Below are 15,970 nucleotides of genomic sequence, written 5' to 3'. Positions count from 1 at the left end.
AGAACCTGTCCTAAGCGCCGTGGGCGCTCTGGGCTTGCGCCTGCAAGTCCGCCACCCACACGGTGATCGCCCGCTGGTCCGTCATAGTGCGCACATGCTGGTATGCCACCTCGGCCTCGGCAAACCGGCGGCGCAGCAGATTAAGCCATTGCTTGAGGCGCCCCGCGCGCTGGCGCGGCTCCAGGTCGTCGCACACCAGCTGCCAGAAGGCGGCCAGGTGTGGCACCAGATCGGCCCACACCACGGTGTCCGTGTCCGGACGCCCAGCATCGGCGGCGCGAATGGCGCGTGCAAGACCGGGGTCCGCCACGATGCCTCGGCCCAGCATCAGCGCGTCGCAGCCCGACACTTCACGGCAGCGCTGCGCGTCCGCCACCGTCCAGATCTCGCCATTGGCCACCACCGGGATGGAGACCGCCGCGCGGATGGTGGGGATGTGCTCCCAGTAGGCCGGTGGGCGGTAGCCGTCGGCCTTGGTGCGCGCGTGCACCACCAGCTCTGCAGCGCCCCCTGCCTGCATGGCCTGGGCGCATTCGCGCATCAGGTGGATGTCATTGAACCCCAGGCGCATCTTGGCCGACACCGGCAGGTGCGCCGGCACGGCGCAGCGTACCGCAGCCACTACGGCCGCAATGCGCTCAGGCTCCTGCAGCAGTGCCGCGCCACCGCCGTGGCGGTTGACCACCTTGGCGGGGCAGCCGAAGTTCAGGTCGATCCCCTCGGGGCCCAGCGCCGCCAGGCGCGCCGCGTTCTCGGCCATGCTGACCGGGTCGGAGCCCAGCAACTGGGCCCGCACGGGCACCCCGGCCAAGGTACGGCTGCCGTTGCGCAACTCCGGCACGTAGCGCAGGAACACCTTGTCGGGCAGCAGGGTGCCGGTGATGCGGATGAACTCCGACACGCAGCGGTCCACGCCGCCCACGCGGGTCAGCACATCGCGCAGCACAAAATCCAGAAGCCCCTCCATCGGGGCGAGCAGCAAGGTCATCTCAGGGGGACTGCTGGCTCGATGAGCCCTCTCCGAAAAAAGAGCCTCCACAGGCACTCAGCAGCAAAAATCAAACAAAAATAGCACCAAGCGCTAGTGCAATATGCCCAAGCAGCTATCAAATAAGGAGCAATTGCGCGGGCATGCGGCGCTTGAGGCAGCGCCAGCCAGCCCACGATTGTGATGCAGGACATCCCAAGGGGTCATCACGGCGTCACGCCCGGCTGGTGGAATCGTCGCTCCAGAGACCGACCGCCACGGAGACACCCCATGCTGCTGCAAAAAACCGACAAAGCCCGCCTGGAACTCTCCCCTGGCGTGCGCACCCTGAGCCTGCGCGAACGCTCCCTGCTCCTGCTGGCCGACGGCAAACCGCTGTCAGACCTGCAAGCCATGTACAACGGCATTGGCGCGCAGATTGTCGAGAACCTGATGCGCCAGGGCTACCTGACCGGGCCGGCAGACCTGCCGCCCACGCCGGAGCCCACCGCCCCCTCCATCGAGCGCCCGGCACCGGGTGAGTCCCTGCGGTCGCTGGCCGGTGCGCGCATGTACCTGTTTGACACCTGCGAGCGCCTGTTTGCGCGCCGCGACCCCGTGCTGGCACAGCATTTCCGCGAGGCGCTGCGCGCCGCCAAGGACCGCACCAGCATGCTGGACGTGGGCGAAGCCATGTTTGAAGAAGTGGCACTCGCTGCAGGCGCCGAGCGTGCCGCCAGCCTGCGTGAGCGGCTGGACCAGTTGCTGCCAGCCAGCCCGGTGGCTGAAAACTTTGCCACTACGCAGCCCGCGCTGCTGGATTGAGCCGGTCTGTGCGGGTTCAGGCCGCAGCAAGCCGCCACAGAGACGTGACCTCGGCCGCACGCGCAGCGTGCAGCGCATCCTGCGCGTCGGCAGCCTTGGCATGCACCGGCTTGACGTCGTGGCGGCCACGCACCACCAGGCCCGCCTCGGCAATCCAGGCCAGCAGATGTTCGCGCGGGCGCAGGCCCAGGTGTTCGGCCAGGTCCGACAGGATCAGCCAGCCCTCGCCGCCGGGCTCCAGGTGTGCCGCCAAACCCGCCAGAAAACCCTTGAGCATGCGGCTGCCTTCGTCGTACACGGCGTGTTCGATGGGCGAGTTGGCGCGCGCCGGCACCCAGGGGGGGTTGCACACCACCAGCGGCGCCCGGCCCGGTGGAAACAGGTCCGCTTGCTGCAACTCGACACGGTCGAGCAGCTGCAGGCGCTGCAGGTTCTCGCGCGCACAGGCCAGTGCCCGGGGGTCCTGGTCGGTGGCCACCACTCGCTGCACGCCACGGCGCGCGAGCACGGCCGACAACACCCCCGTGCCCACGCCAATATCAAACGCCAGGGCCTTGCTGGGCAATGGTGCTGCTGCTATCAGCCCCACGTATTCGCCACGCACCGGCGAGAACACACCATAGTGCGGGTGAATGCGGTTGAGCGGCGGGGCACCCAGCGCAGGGATTTCGACCCCTTTCTTGCGCCATTCATGCGCGCCCACCAGCCCGAGCAGCTCGCGCAGCGTGGCCACCGAGCGCTCGCCGGTCGCAGGCCCCCAGGCCTCTGTACAGGCCTGGCGCCAGTCGGGCGCGCGACGCAGCGCAATGCTGTAGTCCCCCTCCAGCGGAATCAGCACCGACGCCAGCACCCGCGCGCGCTGCGCTTGTGCCTGGCGGTGCAGGTGAAACGCTTCGGCCGCCGTGGCCGCCGCCAGTTTCTGGGACGCCTTTGCAGCCGCCTTGCGGGGCTTCTTGTCGGCCCGGCGCATCAGCGCTTGCAGCAGGTGCCGCGCGTTCTGGAAATCACCCTGCCACAGCAACCCCGTCCCCTCACAGGCCATGCGGTAAGCCGTGTCGGCGGCCAGCGTGTCGTCAGCCCCCTCTACCCGGCGCGGCGTTGAGGCGCCACTCTCGGAGCGCCACAGGGCTTGCTGGGGCTGGCCCTGGTGGGTCCAGTGGATGGTGGAAGGATTTGTTGGCATCAGAGTCTGACAGTGCCGCGCACAGTCCGTAGTATGGGAAACAGGCGCGCGGCAGGCCGGGGATGCCGAGCAAGGGCCGCCCTGCAGCGAAGGCATCGTCCCCCTGCCCGCGCAGCGCAGCGAAGCCAGAGCGGAGGGAACGAGCGCAGCGACGCAGGGGGGGTGTCGTCGCACTTTATGCGTTGATCGGGCGCTTCAGGCGCACTTCTTCGATCTTCACGCCGCCGATCACGGCGGTCTTGGCAGTGGACAGCTCGCGCTTGAAGCCGGCCAGCTCATGAAAGCGCAGCGCGCGCTCATTGCGTAGCGGCACCCAGGCGGTGACGTTGGTGCAGCCTTCTTCTTGCAGGCCGTCACGGGCGGCGTCCCACAGGGCCAGGCCCACGCCCTGGTTCCAATGGGTGGGGGCCGCGTAGATGGCCCAGATTTCACCAGTGGTGGGGCGGGACTTTTCATCGCGCGAGCGGTCGTAGCCGACAAAGCCGACGATCTTCTCGCCATCGACCGCCACCTGGACCTGGGGCTCGCAATATTCAATGGCCTCGCGCCAGTAGGCCTGGCGCTTTTCGACCGACATGGATTTCAACTGCTCGTCTGGCACCAGCCCTTTGTAAGCCTCTTGGGCAGAGACAGTGTGGATCTGGGCGATGGCTTTGGCATCGCGAAGCGTAGCGGGACGAACCTGGATACTTGACATGAAAAAACCGAACGAAAACGGGGAATGAAAAAACAAAAGGACCGGCATTGTCGCCGCAAACGGTTTTTCCACCCTGACAGGCGGGTAGCGCAGCCCTGTCGGTCACGCCTCCCAGCCTGGCTTTTCGCCCCCCACGCCCCGCATGCGCAGGGGCCCGCAGCCGACCCTCAGGCCATGACCATGGCGCCCGACAAGGCGCTGCCCGCAGCCGCAGTGGCCGCTGCCGCTGCGCGCTGCACCATCGCGCGCTTGTTGCGGGGGCGGGGCACATGCACTGCCGGTGGGGCGCCGTTGATGGCGGCGAGGCTGAGCACCAGGGTGACGGTGCGCGAACCGCCATCGCGGTCTTCGCTGGCATACGCACGGTAGCTGCCGTTGCCCTGGCCATGGCTGCGCTGCACCGTATGGAACGCCACCCGCGCCCCCGTCACCCGGTGGCCGCCAAAGGGCAGCACGCGCAGGCGCGCGTCGCGGTCCAGCGCCAGGCCCAGGTTGCCCGGCCGGTTGATCAGGTCGGTGCGGATGCCGCGCCAGGTCTGCCCAGCGTCGGCCGAGAACTGCCAGGTGCCAGCCTGGGCGTCCAGGTGCTCGATCACCACGCCGGCTGCCGCCAGCATGTCGGGGCAGTGCTCCTGCACGATGAGCGCCACGCTGTTGCCCCCCAGGCCGGTGCCCGCATGGGCTGCTCCGGGGCTGGCCGCGGGTCGTCGTTCGCTGTGGTGCAGGCCTGCTTCGGAGGTGCTGGCGCCATGGGTGTGTGCATTGATCGTCATGGGAACCCTTTGAAAACGGAGTGTGGTTACGAAGGTTTGCGCATTGGTGCGCACCCAAAGTGCTTTTCAATGCTTGACGGAAAGTCTAGAAAGTGCACATCCGTGCGTCCATCGCACAAATGGACTAGCCCGCAACACCCGGTTGTGCGCAATACTTGGCTGTATGACTGCCCGTCTTTTGCTTGTGGATGACCACACCCTGTTCCGCACGGGGCTACGCCTGATCGTGCAGGACCACCCCAGCGTGGGCAGCATTGCCGAGGCCGGATCGATCGCCGATGCCTGCGCACTGCAGCAGGCGGAGATCGACCTGGTCCTGCTGGACATCCAGTTGCCCGGCATGAGCGGGCTGGACGGCCTGAGGCTGCTGCGACAGGCATGCCCCCGGGCGCGCATCGTTCTGGTGTCGGCCAGCGTGGCACCCGATGCCATCCACGAAGCGCGCGCGCGGGGGGCCGATGGCTTTTTGCCCAAGTCCGCCAGCGCCGAGGACATCCTGGAGGCCATCAGTTGCGCGCTGTCAGGCCAGCCGTGTTTTCCGATCAACAGCGGCAACAGCGCCACGGTGCGGGGGCCCGACACGCCATCCCTCACGGCACGGCAGCTGGATGTGCTGTCGCTGCTGTGCACGGGCAGGCCCAACAAGGTGATCGCCCGCGACCTGGGGCTGAGCGAGAACACGGTGCGTGTGCATGTGGCGGCCATCTTTGCGCAGCTGGGCGTCAACAGCCGCAGCGCTGCGCTGCTGGCGGCCCAGCGCCTGGGCCTGTCCACCCCGCAGCTCCATGACCCCCTCTGAAACCAGTCCGCTGCCCCTCGAACCGGTGATTCCACCCACGCGCTGGGGCTGGCCGGTGTGGGAGCGCGACGAGGTCCTGCGCGAACAGGTGGCCCTGCTGCGACAGAACTTTCCTATGACGCTGCTGGCATCGCTGGCCACGGCCCTGGGCACGCTCTGGGTGATGGCCCGCGTGGCAGACACGCAGGCCATCACCGTATGGCTGGTCTCGCACACGCTGGTGGTGGCCGGGGTGTACCTCGCGCTGCGCAGCATTGCACCGTTTGTGGACCCGGCGCCGCAGGCCGCACGCAAGCTCATCGCCTGCATGGCGGCCATGGGCCTGAGCTGGGGCAGCCTGGGCTATGTGGTGCTGTACTGGGGCAACTCCGACAGCGTCATCTACGCCATCGGCATCATCAGCACCGTCTCGTCGGGAGCGCTCGGGCTCGGCGCGCCGCTGTACCGGGCGTACGTCACCTACCTCTCCAGCGCCATCGGCGGCGTGATGCTGTCAGTGGCGTTGGCGGGTGGGCCCGTGATGTGGCCTGCGCTGTTCCTGACCGGGGTGTATTACGCGCTGACCTGCCTGCAGGCACGCACGGCCGACCGTGCCACCAGGCGCAGCATTGCGCTCAAGCTGGAAAACGAACGCCTCGTCAGCCAGCTGCGGGCCGAATCGCAGCGGGCCCTGGCGGCGCAAGAGGCCGCCGAGCAGGCCGACCGGGACAAATCCCGCTTTCTCGCGGCTGCCAGCCATGACCTGCGCCAGCCCTTGCATGCCATGGGTCTGTTCCTGGAATCGCTGCACCGCAGCCCGCTCAATGACCACCAGCGCACCGTGCTGAAACATGCGCATGCCGCATCAGGCGCTGCGGCCGAGATGCTCACCACCCTGCTCGACTACTCCCGGCTGGAGGCCGGCGTGGTCAAGGTGCGGCCAGCCGCGTTTGCGGTGCAACCCTTGCTCACCGCGCTGGAGCAGGAGTTTGGCGTGCAGGCCGACACGGCCGGCCTGGTGTACCGCACCCGCGAGACCTCTGCCGCCGCGTTTGCCGACCGATCCCTGGTCGGTCTGGTGATGCACAACTTCATCTCCAACGCCTTGCGCTACACCGCCCAGGGCGGTGTACTGATTGCCTGCCGCACGCGTGGAAAACGGCTGGCGCTGGAGGTGTGGGACACCGGGGCGGGCATCCCCGAGCACCAGTGGGAACACATCTTCAAGGAGTTCCACCAGCTCGGCAACCCGGAGCGCGACCGCCGCAAAGGCCTCGGCCTGGGCCTGGCCATCGTGCAGCGCCTGGCGCGTGAAATGCGGACCTCCGTGGAGTTGCGCTCGCAGCCTGGCAAGGGGTCTGTCTTCAGGCTGTGGCTTGACCGCTGGCAGGGAGCGCTGGAGGACGATGCCACCACACCCCAGGACGGCCGCAGCCTGGTAGGCCTGAAGGTGCTGGCCATCGACGATGACGAGGCCGTGCGCCTGGGCATGCAGTCATTGCTGCAAAGCTGGGGCTGCCAGTGCATGACGGCTGAATCCAGCGCAGATGCCCTGGAAGTCCTGGAGGACGTGACGCCCGACATCATCATCACCGACTTCCGTCTGCGCCATGAAGAAACCGGCAAACAGGTACTGCAGGCGCTGCGAGCCTACCTGGGAACCAACGTGCCCGCGATCATCATGACCGGTGACACCTCGCCCCAGCGCCTGCGCGACGCGCAGTCCACCTCCGCGTTGCTGCTGCACAAGCCGGTGTCCACCGGCCAGCTGCGCGATGCGATGGTGCAGCTCATCACCCAGCCGCCGCTGCCTGCTGCCAGGGTGGACGACGAACCGGAAGACGGTCAGACAGCACCCGGGCAACTCACACAAAGCACTACAACCAGCGGCGCAGCAGCCCCATGACCTGGTCGAACTTGGCCCCATAGGGCGGGTAGAACAGCGAGCCCATGGCCCAGCGCGACTGCACCAGCACCGACTTCTGGTGACAGAAGCGCAGGAACCCCTGCTCGCCGTGGTAAGCGCCCCAGCCACTGTCGCCCACGCCGCCAAACGGCAGGTTGTCGTGCGCAATGTGCATCAGCGTGTCGTTCACCGTCACCCCGCCGCTGACGGTGCGGCGCAACACGTCGTCGCGCACGGCCTCGCTCTGGCCAAACCAGTAAAGCGCCAGCGGGCGGGGCCCACTATTGATGTGGGCAATGGCATCGTCCAGGCGCTCATACGAGATCACGGGCAGGATGGGGCCAAAAATTTCCTCCTGCATGAGCTGCATTTGCGACGTGGCACCAAACACCAGCGTTGGCAGCATCTGGCGGCTTGCACCGTCGCCCAGCGTTCCCACGGTGGGCACCATGGGTTTGCCGTCGGTAGGGTCGATGGTGTGCACCTCTGCCCCTTGTGTTTGCGCCTGCTGCAGCATCGTGCGCAGGCGGGCATGGTGGCGGGGCGTGATGATGGAGGCGTAGTCGGCGTTGCCCTCGATGGTGGGGAACAGGCGCGCCACTGCAACCCGGTAAGCCTGCGCAAACTCGCCCTCACGTCCACGCGGCAGCAGCACATAGTCGGGGGCAATACAGGTTTGCCCCGCGTTGAGCAGTTTGCCGTGCGCAATCTTGAGAGCCGCATCCGCCATGTCGCAATGGCCGTCGATAATGCAGGGCGACTTGCCGCCCAGCTCCAGCGTGGTCGGTGTCAGGTTCTGCGCTGCCGCCTGCGCCACCTTGCGGCCCACCGCCGTGGAGCCTGTGAACACCAGATGATCGAAAGGCAACGAGGCAAACAAGGCGGACAGGTTGGCGTCTCCCTGCACCACACAGAATTCGTCGGGGGCAAAGAACTGCGCCACCAGTAGCGCCAATTGGGCCGAGGTATGGGGCGTCAACTCGCTGGGCTTGAGCATCACGCGATTGCCCGCAGCCAGCGCGGTGATGGCAGGTGCCAGGGCCAGTTGCACCGGGTAATTCCACGGTGCAATCACCCCCACCACCCCCATGGGCTGGCGCTGGATGAAGGCGTGGGCCGGCTGAAGGTGAATCGGCGTATGCACCTTTCGGGGCTTGACCCACTTTGCCAAGTGGCGCAGCGTATGCGACAGCAAGGTGCGCAGCACCAAGAAGTCTGCCACCTCCGTGAGGCGGGGTGACCGCATGCCAAAGTCGGCCTGCACGGCCGCCGCCAGCACAGGCCCATTCTCATCGAGCAACTTGCGCAAGCGCAGCAAACGCTCTCGCCGCAGGAGCAGCGGCACGTCCACGTGCGCACGGCTGGCCTGGAACTGAAGATCGAAATGTGCGCGGATATCGGCTGGTGTCATGGACGGATGATAGGAGACACCCCGATGGGCGCGTCACAAAAAGGCAGGCGCCCTAGGGTTGATGCCCGTAGGCTTACGCTCGTACCACGGGACTCTCATGAGATGGGGTTGGTTGCAGCCAAAGTGCAGCGGCCGCCACTGCCACATCAACGCACTTCGCGTGCTTCTACGTCAGTGACCTGTGCCGCCCCCGGCAGGATGCCGCCACGGCGCGATGCGGCGGCGTCTTCACTGGCGCCTTCAGGCGCACTATTGCCTCGGCGGCCAGCAGACCACCGCTGCGTAGACCGAAAGACCGTGCTGAAGCCTGTGCGTGGGTCCACACCCATCACCCACGGCGTCACCGGTCGCCCCGTCAGGCGCGCCCAGCCTGCACGCAGCACCCACACCAGCGCAAGCAACATGGCCGCGACCAAAAGGCTGGCAAACAGGACCAACCCCATGGCAATGACGACCAGACGCAACAGAAAGCTCACGACACCCGCAACAAAATCATTCAAACGACACCTCTCCTTCACAACTTGGGATGCAGATTGCGGTGCTGAATCACACCGCAACCGCCTCCCGAGCCCACATTACTCTTGCGGGGCAACTCCGAACTGGAACACACCAGGCTCCAGGACAGGGTTGACGGTGACCGGAATCACACTCTTGGGCGGGAATCGCCCTTCCAGCAACAGCTTGGACAACGGGTTCTCTATGCGCTGCTGAATCGCCCGCTTGAGCGGCCGCGCACCAAACACGGGGTCGAACCCCACCTTGGCCAATTCTGCCAAGGCAGCGTCGGACACCTGCAACTCCAAATCCATCTTCGCCAACCGGGATTGCAACAGCTGCAACTGGATCTTGGCAATCGAGGCAATGTGCTGGGCATCCAGCGCATGGAACACCACGGTCTCATCGATGCGATTCAGGAACTCAGGCCGGAAGTGGTTCTTGAGTTCACCCCAGACGGCTTCCTTGATGTCTTCCGAATCCTGCCCCACCATGGCCTGGATCAGATGCGAGCCGATGTTGCTCGTCATCACGATCACCGTGTTCTTGAAGTCCACGGTGCGGCCCTGGCCGTCGGTCAGGCGGCCGTCGTCCAGCACCTGCAGCAACACGTTGAAGACGTCCGGGTGGGCCTTCTCCACCTCGTCGAGCAGCAGCACGCTGTAGGGCTTGCGGCGCACGGCCTCGGTCAGGTAGCCGCCCTCCTCGTAGCCCACATAGCCGGGCGGCGCGCCGATCAGACGGGCCACCGAGTGTTTCTCCATGAACTCGCTCATGTCGACACGGATCAGGTGGTCTTCGCTGTCAAACAGGAAGCCCGCGAGCGCCTTGCACAGCTCGGTCTTGCCCACGCCCGTGGGGCCGAGGAACAGGAAAGATCCGGTGGGCCGATTGGGGTCACTGAGCCCTGAGCGCGAACGGCGAATCGCATTGGCCACTGCGGCAATCGCCTCTTGCTGGCCCACCACACGCTCGTGCAGCTTGGACTCCATCTGCAGGAGCTTGTCTTTTTCGCCCTGCATCATCTTGGCCACGGGAATGCCCGTAGCGCGGCTCACCACTTCAGCGATTTCCTCGGCGCCCACCTGCGTGCGCAGCAGGCGGCGCGTGGCGGGCGCGCCGTCCTTGCCAGCCTCTTGCGCTTGGGCTTCCTTCAGCTGCTTTTCCAGCTCAGGCAGCTTGCCGTATTGCAGCTCGGCCACCTTGTTGAAGTCGCCTTTGCGAGTGAATTCCTCGATCTGAAACTTGAGTTTGTCGATGGCCTCGCGCACATGAGCGCTACCTTGCGCCTGGGCCTTTTCAGACTGCCAGATCTCGTCGTAGTCGGCGATTTCCTTTTGCAGCTTGGTGATCTCCTCCTCGATGAGCGCAAAGCGCTTTTGTGAGGACTCGTCCTTCTCGCGGCGCACCGCTTCGCGCTCGATCTGCAGCTGAATCAGGCGGCGGTCGAGCTTATCCATCACCTCAGGCTTGGAGTCCATCTCGATCTTGATCTTGGACGCGGCCTCATCGATCAAGTCGATCGCCTTGTCAGGCAGGAAGCGATCCGTGATGTAGCGATTGCTCAGCTCGGCCGCAGCGACAATCGCCGGGTCGGTAATGTCCACGCCGTGGTGGACCTCATATTTCTCCTGCAGGCCGCGGAGGATGGCAATGGTCGCCTCCACGGTGGGCTCGCCGACCAGGATCTTCTGGAAGCGCCGCTCCAGTGCTGCATCCTTTTCGATGTACTTGCGGTATTCGTCGAGTGTGGTGGCCCCCACGCAGTGCAGCTCGCCACGCGCCAGCGCGGGCTTGAGCATGTTGCCCGCGTCCATCGCGCCCTCGCCCTTGCCCGCGCCCACCATGGTGTGCAGCTCGTCGATAAAGACGATGGTCTGACCTTCGTCCTTGGCCAGTTCGTTGAGCACGCTTTTCAGGCGCTCTTCAAACTCGCCCCGGAACTTGGCACCCGCAAGCAGCGCGGCCATGTCGAGGCTGAGCACGCGCTTGCCCTTGAGGCTCTCGGGTACTTCGCCCGCCACAATGCGCTGAGCCAGGCCCTCAACGATGGCGGTCTTGCCCACACCGGGCTCGCCGATCAGCACGGGGTTGTTCTTGGTGCGGCGCTGCAGCACCTGGATGGCACGGCGGATTTCGTCGTCGCGGCCAATCACGGGGTCCAGCTTGCCAAGGCGAGCGCGCTCGGTGAGATCCAGGCAGTACTTGGCCAGAGCACCGCGCTGGCCTTCGGCCTCTGCGCTGTCCATCTTCTGACCGCCGCGCACGGCGTCGATGGCGGCCTCCAGGCTCTTGCGCGAGAGGCCGTTGTCCTTGGCGATCTTGGCGGCTTCGCCCTTGCTATCGATCACCGCCAGCAAAAACAGCTCGCTGGCGATGAACTGGTCGCCGCGCTTGATGGCCTCTTTCTCGGTGGCTTGCAACACACGCCCCAGCTCGGGGCCGCCTTGTACCTGGTCGTTGCCTTGCACCTGGGGCAGGCGCTTAACCGCCGCCTCGGCCCCTGCCAACATACCGGGCACATTGGCGCCCGCACGCTGCAGCAGCGCCTTCGGGCCATCGTCCTGTTGCAGCATGGCCTGCAGCACATGTACCGGCTCGATGTAGGCTTGGTCATTGCCTAGTGCAATGCTCTGTGCATCGCTCAGGGCTTCCTGGAATTTGGTGGTGAATTTGTCGAGACGCATGGTCTATGTCCTCCGAATTGCACTGAACTTGAGGCAGGGGGTGCCTGATTTCAAGGCAATGCAAAGAAGACGAATTGACATGCCTCAATAAATTTTTGACGCAGAATCGGATTTCGATACTTACTTGCGACACCAACCGCACACAGTGACAACACAATAGAGCGCCACGGCGGCACACGGCAACACCTAATAGGCTGACATCTGAGATCTGTGCCCCCCTATGCCCCCGCCACTGGCAACAATGTCTCGGCCGCAATTTGAGGTATTTCCGAACAGAATGCTTTGCTGAACACGGCCGCTCCCATCAAGGACTGTGGCTACATGCTCACCAATAACATCGTTAATTTGCCCCTTGAAGCAAATTTCAACCACACACCATCCATGCCATAAATGTGTGTATGAACGTCGGAAAAAATCGGCGACCGCTTGGAATCTCCGCAGCCGGTCACCGCTTGTCCCGACCCTGGGACCATTTGTCATCGGCTTCTTGGCGGAATGGTGACGACTTTGTAGGATGAAACCATGCACGCATTGAAGTCCCGCCATACGGTCAACAACGCAGCTGCGATCCGCCCTCACAGTTGGCAGCAAGGATTCACAGCCATTGAGTTGATGGTTGTTGTAGCCATTCTTGCCGTCCTGGCAGCGTTGGCAGGTCCCAGTTTTACTCTCTTGATCGAGCGCTGGCGTGTGCGCGATGCAGCCGAAGCACTGACATCCAGTTTGTATTTGGCCCGCTCAGAGGCAATCAAACGCGGCGGTGGAGTGACCGTCGATGCGACTGGCGGCTGGAATACCGGCTGGAAATTGACTTACACCCAGAACAGCACCACCACCGACATTAAAGTCAACGCGGCCCCCTCGCGCGTGACTATCGCCCAGAACAATAACAAAACAGCACTATATGTGGATCGCTGGGGCATGCTGACAGAAAACAGTGGAGGCGTAGCCGTAGCGATGAGTTTTTTGCTCTACCCTGAAGGCAAATCTTCAACCGACCAGGCGGCCATTAGGCTGTGTGCGAGCATGGGAGGTCGCATCGTGCAAGTGCCGCACGGTGCTGCCTGCCCAGTATGACTTGCAAGCGTAGTCATGAAGTTTGACAACTTTTCCGTATCGCAAAATCCCTGCCATCGTGCGGGAGGATTCACTGCCATCGAGTTGATGGTGGTGATCGGAATTCTGGCAGTGCTGGCGGGTCTTGCAGGGCCCTCCATGACCCTCATGATCGAGAGCTGGCGGGTGCGTGACGCCACAGAGGCGCTTCGCTCATCCCTTCAGATGGCACGCTCTGAGGCTATTAAGCGAGGGGGCATGGTAGCGATACAAAAGCTGCCAAACAACACCAATGGATGCAACACCGCCACAAGCACTCGCGACTGGGATTGTGGCTGGATCATCTGCCACGACACCAATGGCAACGGTGTTTGCAATGCCAGCGAGCCTGTGCTGCAGCGCATAGACACACCATCGAATGTGCAAGTCACCCGCACAGGAGGTGGGGCCGCTATCAAGTTGAACCGCTGGGGCCTGGTGGACGGAGCTTGGCTAGGCTTCAGTTTGGTTCCCTTAGATAAATCCACCACGCACCCTGGCGCTCGGGGTGTCTGCATGAGTTCAGGTGGACGTATACGCACTATTCCCCCAGAGGCTATTCCATGTACCAGCTGACATCTTTAAACCCTGCTACACAACGACGCCAACGCGGCATTAGCCTGATCGAGTCGCTGGTTGCCATCGTGGTGATGGCGCTGGGCATCTTGGGGATATTAGGCGTCCAAATGCGGACCTTGACAGATACGTCCACCACCGTCCGTCGGGCTCAAGCCATCCGTTTGATTGAGGACCTGAGTGAACGCATGAAGGTTAGCCCCAATGCATTGCTGAGTATCAAAAGCTACGAATCGGGGTATAACAAAAAAGCCAGCGATCTGACTGCATCCAACTGCGATAGTGCCACTTGTACCCCAGCAGAGCAGGCAGTTTATGACTTGAAACAGTGGAAAACGACGGTGGAGCAGTCTCTTCCAGGGGGACAAGCCAGCATTTTTCTGGCTCCGGGAGAAACAGTCGAAGCCAACCGTCGTCAATTGGGAATCATGATTGCGTGGCGAGAGAACGAGCGTGACACCGCTGCCGCCTACAAGGACGATATCGATGCGACTAAATTCCGAGCAACGACCAATAACGGTACTGCAGGTGCACTGAGTTCTGGAACCGACGCGGCCAATGCCTGTCCCGCCGACAAAACCTGCCACTTGCAATACATCACCGTCGCGGCGCGCTGCGCCCCTTATGACGACGGGAGTGGCACTAAGACGCTTTATTGCTCATAACTCCGCTCCGTCGCGTTTTTGCAAAAGATAAAGAATTTGGCGCGTATTTGACGAGCCCTAAACCATGAAAACTCTCCACAACCCCCTCCAGCAGCGCGGTGTAACACTGATCGAGTTAATGGTCGGCATAGTCATTGGGCTACTCGTCGTGGCCGTAGCCATGGGGGCGCTGATGGTGTCACGCGGAATCTCAGGCACCGTGAGCGACGCTAGCGCCATACATCAGCAGGGTGCATACGTGATGCGGGTTATTGGCCAACAACTTCGCCAAACCGGTTCGCTGTACCTTAACCCCAACCCCACCGGAGGCAGCAACGCTGATGTGCTTAGCCCTGTGGCTTTTGAAATCAAAGCAGCCGCGGTGAGCGGTGGGAACAGCTTCGCACAAGAAAGCACACTTGCGGGCGCAAGCGATACGGTGACCACTGGCTTCCGACGCTACGCGGACAATGTGTTCATGGTCGCAGGCACGCCTGCCAGCGGGGCCTCCGCTGCGACATTTGGCACCGATTATCTGGCTCGCAACTGCGTTGGCGCCCCTGGCAATAGCAGCACCGATCAGTTGATTGAGAGTATTTTCAGCTTTGACAGTGCCAAAAGCGAGCTGCAATGCCGAGGCAACGGTGTTACCACCCCTCAACCCATTGTGCAAAACGTCGCGCAATTCCAGGCCCTTTACGTGGTCCAAACTACCGATGCCGCTGGATCCAAAGTGCAGTACACCAAGGGAAGCGATATGCCAGCGGCCGCAACTGATCCAACCTGGCGACGCGTGCAAGGCATTCAAGTCTGCCTAGTGCTTTACGGTAGCGAGCCCATCAATATGCCTGCAGGTAGCACCTACACCGACTGCTCAGGCACCAGCGTGGACATGACCACACTTGCCGGCACTCGAAAAAACCGCATGCATCTGGTGTTCCGTAACACCTTCCAATTGCGCAGCCAAGGGCTGATCTGACGCGCGCCCCTTGTAGAACATCGCAAAGCAGCCATCATGCAAAACTTACTGCGCCCTGCCGCCCTCCATCCACTCGCTCGCAGGCGACAACCGACCCCAAACATTGCCAAGCACCAGCGTGGCGTGGCGCTGTTTGTGGTCATTGTCTTCGTCATGCTGTCAATGCTGCTGGCGCTGTGGGCCTCACGCACCTCGCTCTTTAACGAAATGGTGGTGGGCAATGATGCAGATTACCAACGCGCCCTGGAAGCTGCCCAAGCGCTATTGCAAGACGCCGAGCTGGACATTCGTGGCGAAATGGCCAATGGAAGTCCATGTGCGGGACCTCCATGTCGTGCCTACACGAGCGGAGCAATGCAGTTTCCGGGTGACACCAATGAAATCAATCCTCTGATTACCTCGCTGGAGGCGGAAACCAAACGCTGCAAGGATGGACTGTGCACGCGACGCATGGGGCGGCAAGACTTCTGGAACTACGCCACCGACACGACCCCGATTACGCCCAGCGCCGACGCAACCCTTGGAGAAGTACCGCTTTCTGAACTGATAGCTGTCGGTGCCCGCTACGGCCAGTTTACGGGGGCGACTAATAAAACTACTGCCGGCCAACTCAACCCGATCCTCACAGAAACTGCCGCGGGATTGGGGGGGTGGTACTGGATCGAAATCATGCGATACAGCGATGCAGCCAAAAGCGCCAATCTGATTGTCGATACCAGCACTAGCCAGTTGCCTCTGAACCTTGATGTTTATGTGGTCTTCCGCATTACCGCTGTCGCCAAGGGACGCAAGCCCGAGACCACCGTCGTCTTGCAGGAAACATACGCGCGACAACGGACAAAAGATTGAAACCATGGACTCAACTACTACAAATTTAATAGCAAACAACGCTTACAAAGCAAGAGATACAAGCTTGTTTTATTTTTTTTGCTGAACCCATCTCTGAAGGAGCAA

The 15,970-nt window shown here is 63.0% G+C and carries 15 protein-coding genes; 8 read left to right on the top strand and 7 right to left on the bottom strand.

Annotated features, from left to right (window positions below; translation table 11 throughout):
* Positions 1-10: 10 nt before the first annotated feature.
* On the bottom strand, positions 11-988 hold the full coding sequence (locus C8C96_RS11415) for a tRNA-dihydrouridine synthase (protein WP_121942390.1): 978 nt from the start codon (positions 986-988) through the stop codon (positions 11-13).
* A 270-nt stretch (positions 989-1,258) separates the two neighbouring features.
* Between C8C96_RS11415 and C8C96_RS11410 the strand changes: the two genes are divergently transcribed.
* Positions 1,259-1,792 (top strand): hypothetical protein, encoded by a 534-nt coding sequence (locus C8C96_RS11410; protein WP_056064929.1) that lies wholly within the window; start codon positions 1,259-1,261, stop codon positions 1,790-1,792.
* Positions 1,793-1,808: 16 nt separating this feature from the next.
* On the opposite strand, the gene C8C96_RS11405 is transcribed toward C8C96_RS11410, so the two are convergent.
* From C8C96_RS11405 to C8C96_RS11395, 3 genes are all read right to left on the bottom strand, one after another.
* Positions 1,809-2,975 carry a class I SAM-dependent methyltransferase gene (locus tag C8C96_RS11405; protein WP_121942389.1) on the bottom strand — a complete coding sequence of 389 codons (1,167 nt, stop codon included), beginning with the start codon at positions 2,973-2,975 and terminating at the stop codon, positions 1,809-1,811.
* A gap of 175 nt (positions 2,976-3,150) precedes the next feature.
* Positions 3,151-3,672 carry a GNAT family N-acetyltransferase gene (locus C8C96_RS11400; RefSeq protein WP_056065189.1) on the bottom strand — a complete coding sequence of 174 codons (522 nt, stop codon included), beginning with the start codon at positions 3,670-3,672 and terminating at the stop codon, positions 3,151-3,153.
* Between the two features lie 167 nt (positions 3,673-3,839).
* Positions 3,840-4,445, bottom strand: coding sequence for a hypothetical protein (locus C8C96_RS11395; protein WP_056064932.1), 606 nt, complete (start codon positions 4,443-4,445; stop codon positions 3,840-3,842).
* Between the two features lie 163 nt (positions 4,446-4,608).
* On the opposite strand from C8C96_RS11395, the gene C8C96_RS11390 reads away from it, so the two are divergent.
* Together C8C96_RS11390 and C8C96_RS11385 are read left to right on the top strand one after the other, a co-directional pair.
* Complete coding sequence (locus tag C8C96_RS11390; protein ID WP_099730786.1) at positions 4,609-5,244, top strand: response regulator transcription factor; 636 nt, start codon at positions 4,609-4,611, stop codon at positions 5,242-5,244.
* Entirely contained in the window at positions 5,231-7,129 is a 1,899-nt protein-coding gene (locus C8C96_RS11385) for an ATP-binding protein (RefSeq protein ID WP_121942388.1), read from the top strand. The genes C8C96_RS11390 and C8C96_RS11385 overlap by 14 nt, the downstream gene beginning before the upstream one ends.
* On the opposite strand, the gene C8C96_RS11380 is transcribed toward C8C96_RS11385, so the two are convergent.
* From C8C96_RS11380 to clpB, 3 genes are all read right to left on the bottom strand, one after another.
* Positions 7,101-8,540: a coniferyl aldehyde dehydrogenase gene (locus tag C8C96_RS11380; RefSeq protein ID WP_121942387.1), complete on the bottom strand. Its 1,440-nt coding sequence runs from the start codon at positions 8,538-8,540 to the stop codon at positions 7,101-7,103. The genes C8C96_RS11385 and C8C96_RS11380 overlap by 29 nt on opposite strands.
* 146 nt (positions 8,541-8,686) lie before the next feature.
* Positions 8,687-9,040, bottom strand: coding sequence for a hypothetical protein (locus C8C96_RS11375; RefSeq protein ID WP_099730789.1), 354 nt, complete (start codon positions 9,038-9,040; stop codon positions 8,687-8,689).
* A gap of 75 nt (positions 9,041-9,115) precedes the next feature.
* Positions 9,116-11,722: an ATP-dependent chaperone ClpB gene (gene clpB / locus C8C96_RS11370; protein ID WP_121942386.1), complete on the bottom strand. Its 2,607-nt coding sequence runs from the start codon at positions 11,720-11,722 to the stop codon at positions 9,116-9,118.
* A gap of 522 nt (positions 11,723-12,244) precedes the next feature.
* On the opposite strand from clpB, the gene C8C96_RS11365 reads away from it, so the two are divergent.
* The 5 genes from C8C96_RS11365 to C8C96_RS11345 all read left to right on the top strand — a co-directional run bounded on the left by C8C96_RS11365 (position 12,245) and on the right by C8C96_RS11345 (position 15,865).
* Entirely contained in the window at positions 12,245-12,799 is a 555-nt protein-coding gene (locus C8C96_RS11365; protein ID WP_121942385.1) for a GspH/FimT family pseudopilin, read from the top strand.
* Positions 12,800-12,814: 15 nt separating this feature from the next.
* On the top strand, positions 12,815-13,393 hold the full coding sequence (locus C8C96_RS11360; RefSeq protein WP_121942384.1) for a GspH/FimT family pseudopilin: 579 nt from the start codon (positions 12,815-12,817) through the stop codon (positions 13,391-13,393).
* Positions 13,381-14,058 (top strand): type IV pilus modification protein PilV, encoded by a 678-nt coding sequence (gene pilV / locus C8C96_RS11355; RefSeq protein WP_121942383.1) that lies wholly within the window; start codon positions 13,381-13,383, stop codon positions 14,056-14,058. The genes C8C96_RS11360 and pilV overlap by 13 nt, the downstream gene beginning before the upstream one ends.
* A gap of 64 nt (positions 14,059-14,122) precedes the next feature.
* Positions 14,123-15,016 carry a PilW family protein gene (locus tag C8C96_RS11350; protein WP_121942382.1) on the top strand — a complete coding sequence of 298 codons (894 nt, stop codon included), beginning with the start codon at positions 14,123-14,125 and terminating at the stop codon, positions 15,014-15,016.
* Between the two features lie 36 nt (positions 15,017-15,052).
* Positions 15,053-15,865: a PilX N-terminal domain-containing pilus assembly protein gene (locus tag C8C96_RS11345; protein ID WP_121942381.1), complete on the top strand. Its 813-nt coding sequence runs from the start codon at positions 15,053-15,055 to the stop codon at positions 15,863-15,865.
* Positions 15,866-15,970: the final 105 nt, after the last annotated feature.

The organism is Acidovorax sp. 100 (genome assembly GCF_003688355.1).
Classification (GTDB): Bacteria; Pseudomonadota; Gammaproteobacteria; order Burkholderiales; family Burkholderiaceae_C; genus Acidovorax; species Acidovorax delafieldii.
Note: the sequence above shows the minus strand (reverse complement) of the source record. Positions and strands in the feature narration are given on the sequence as shown.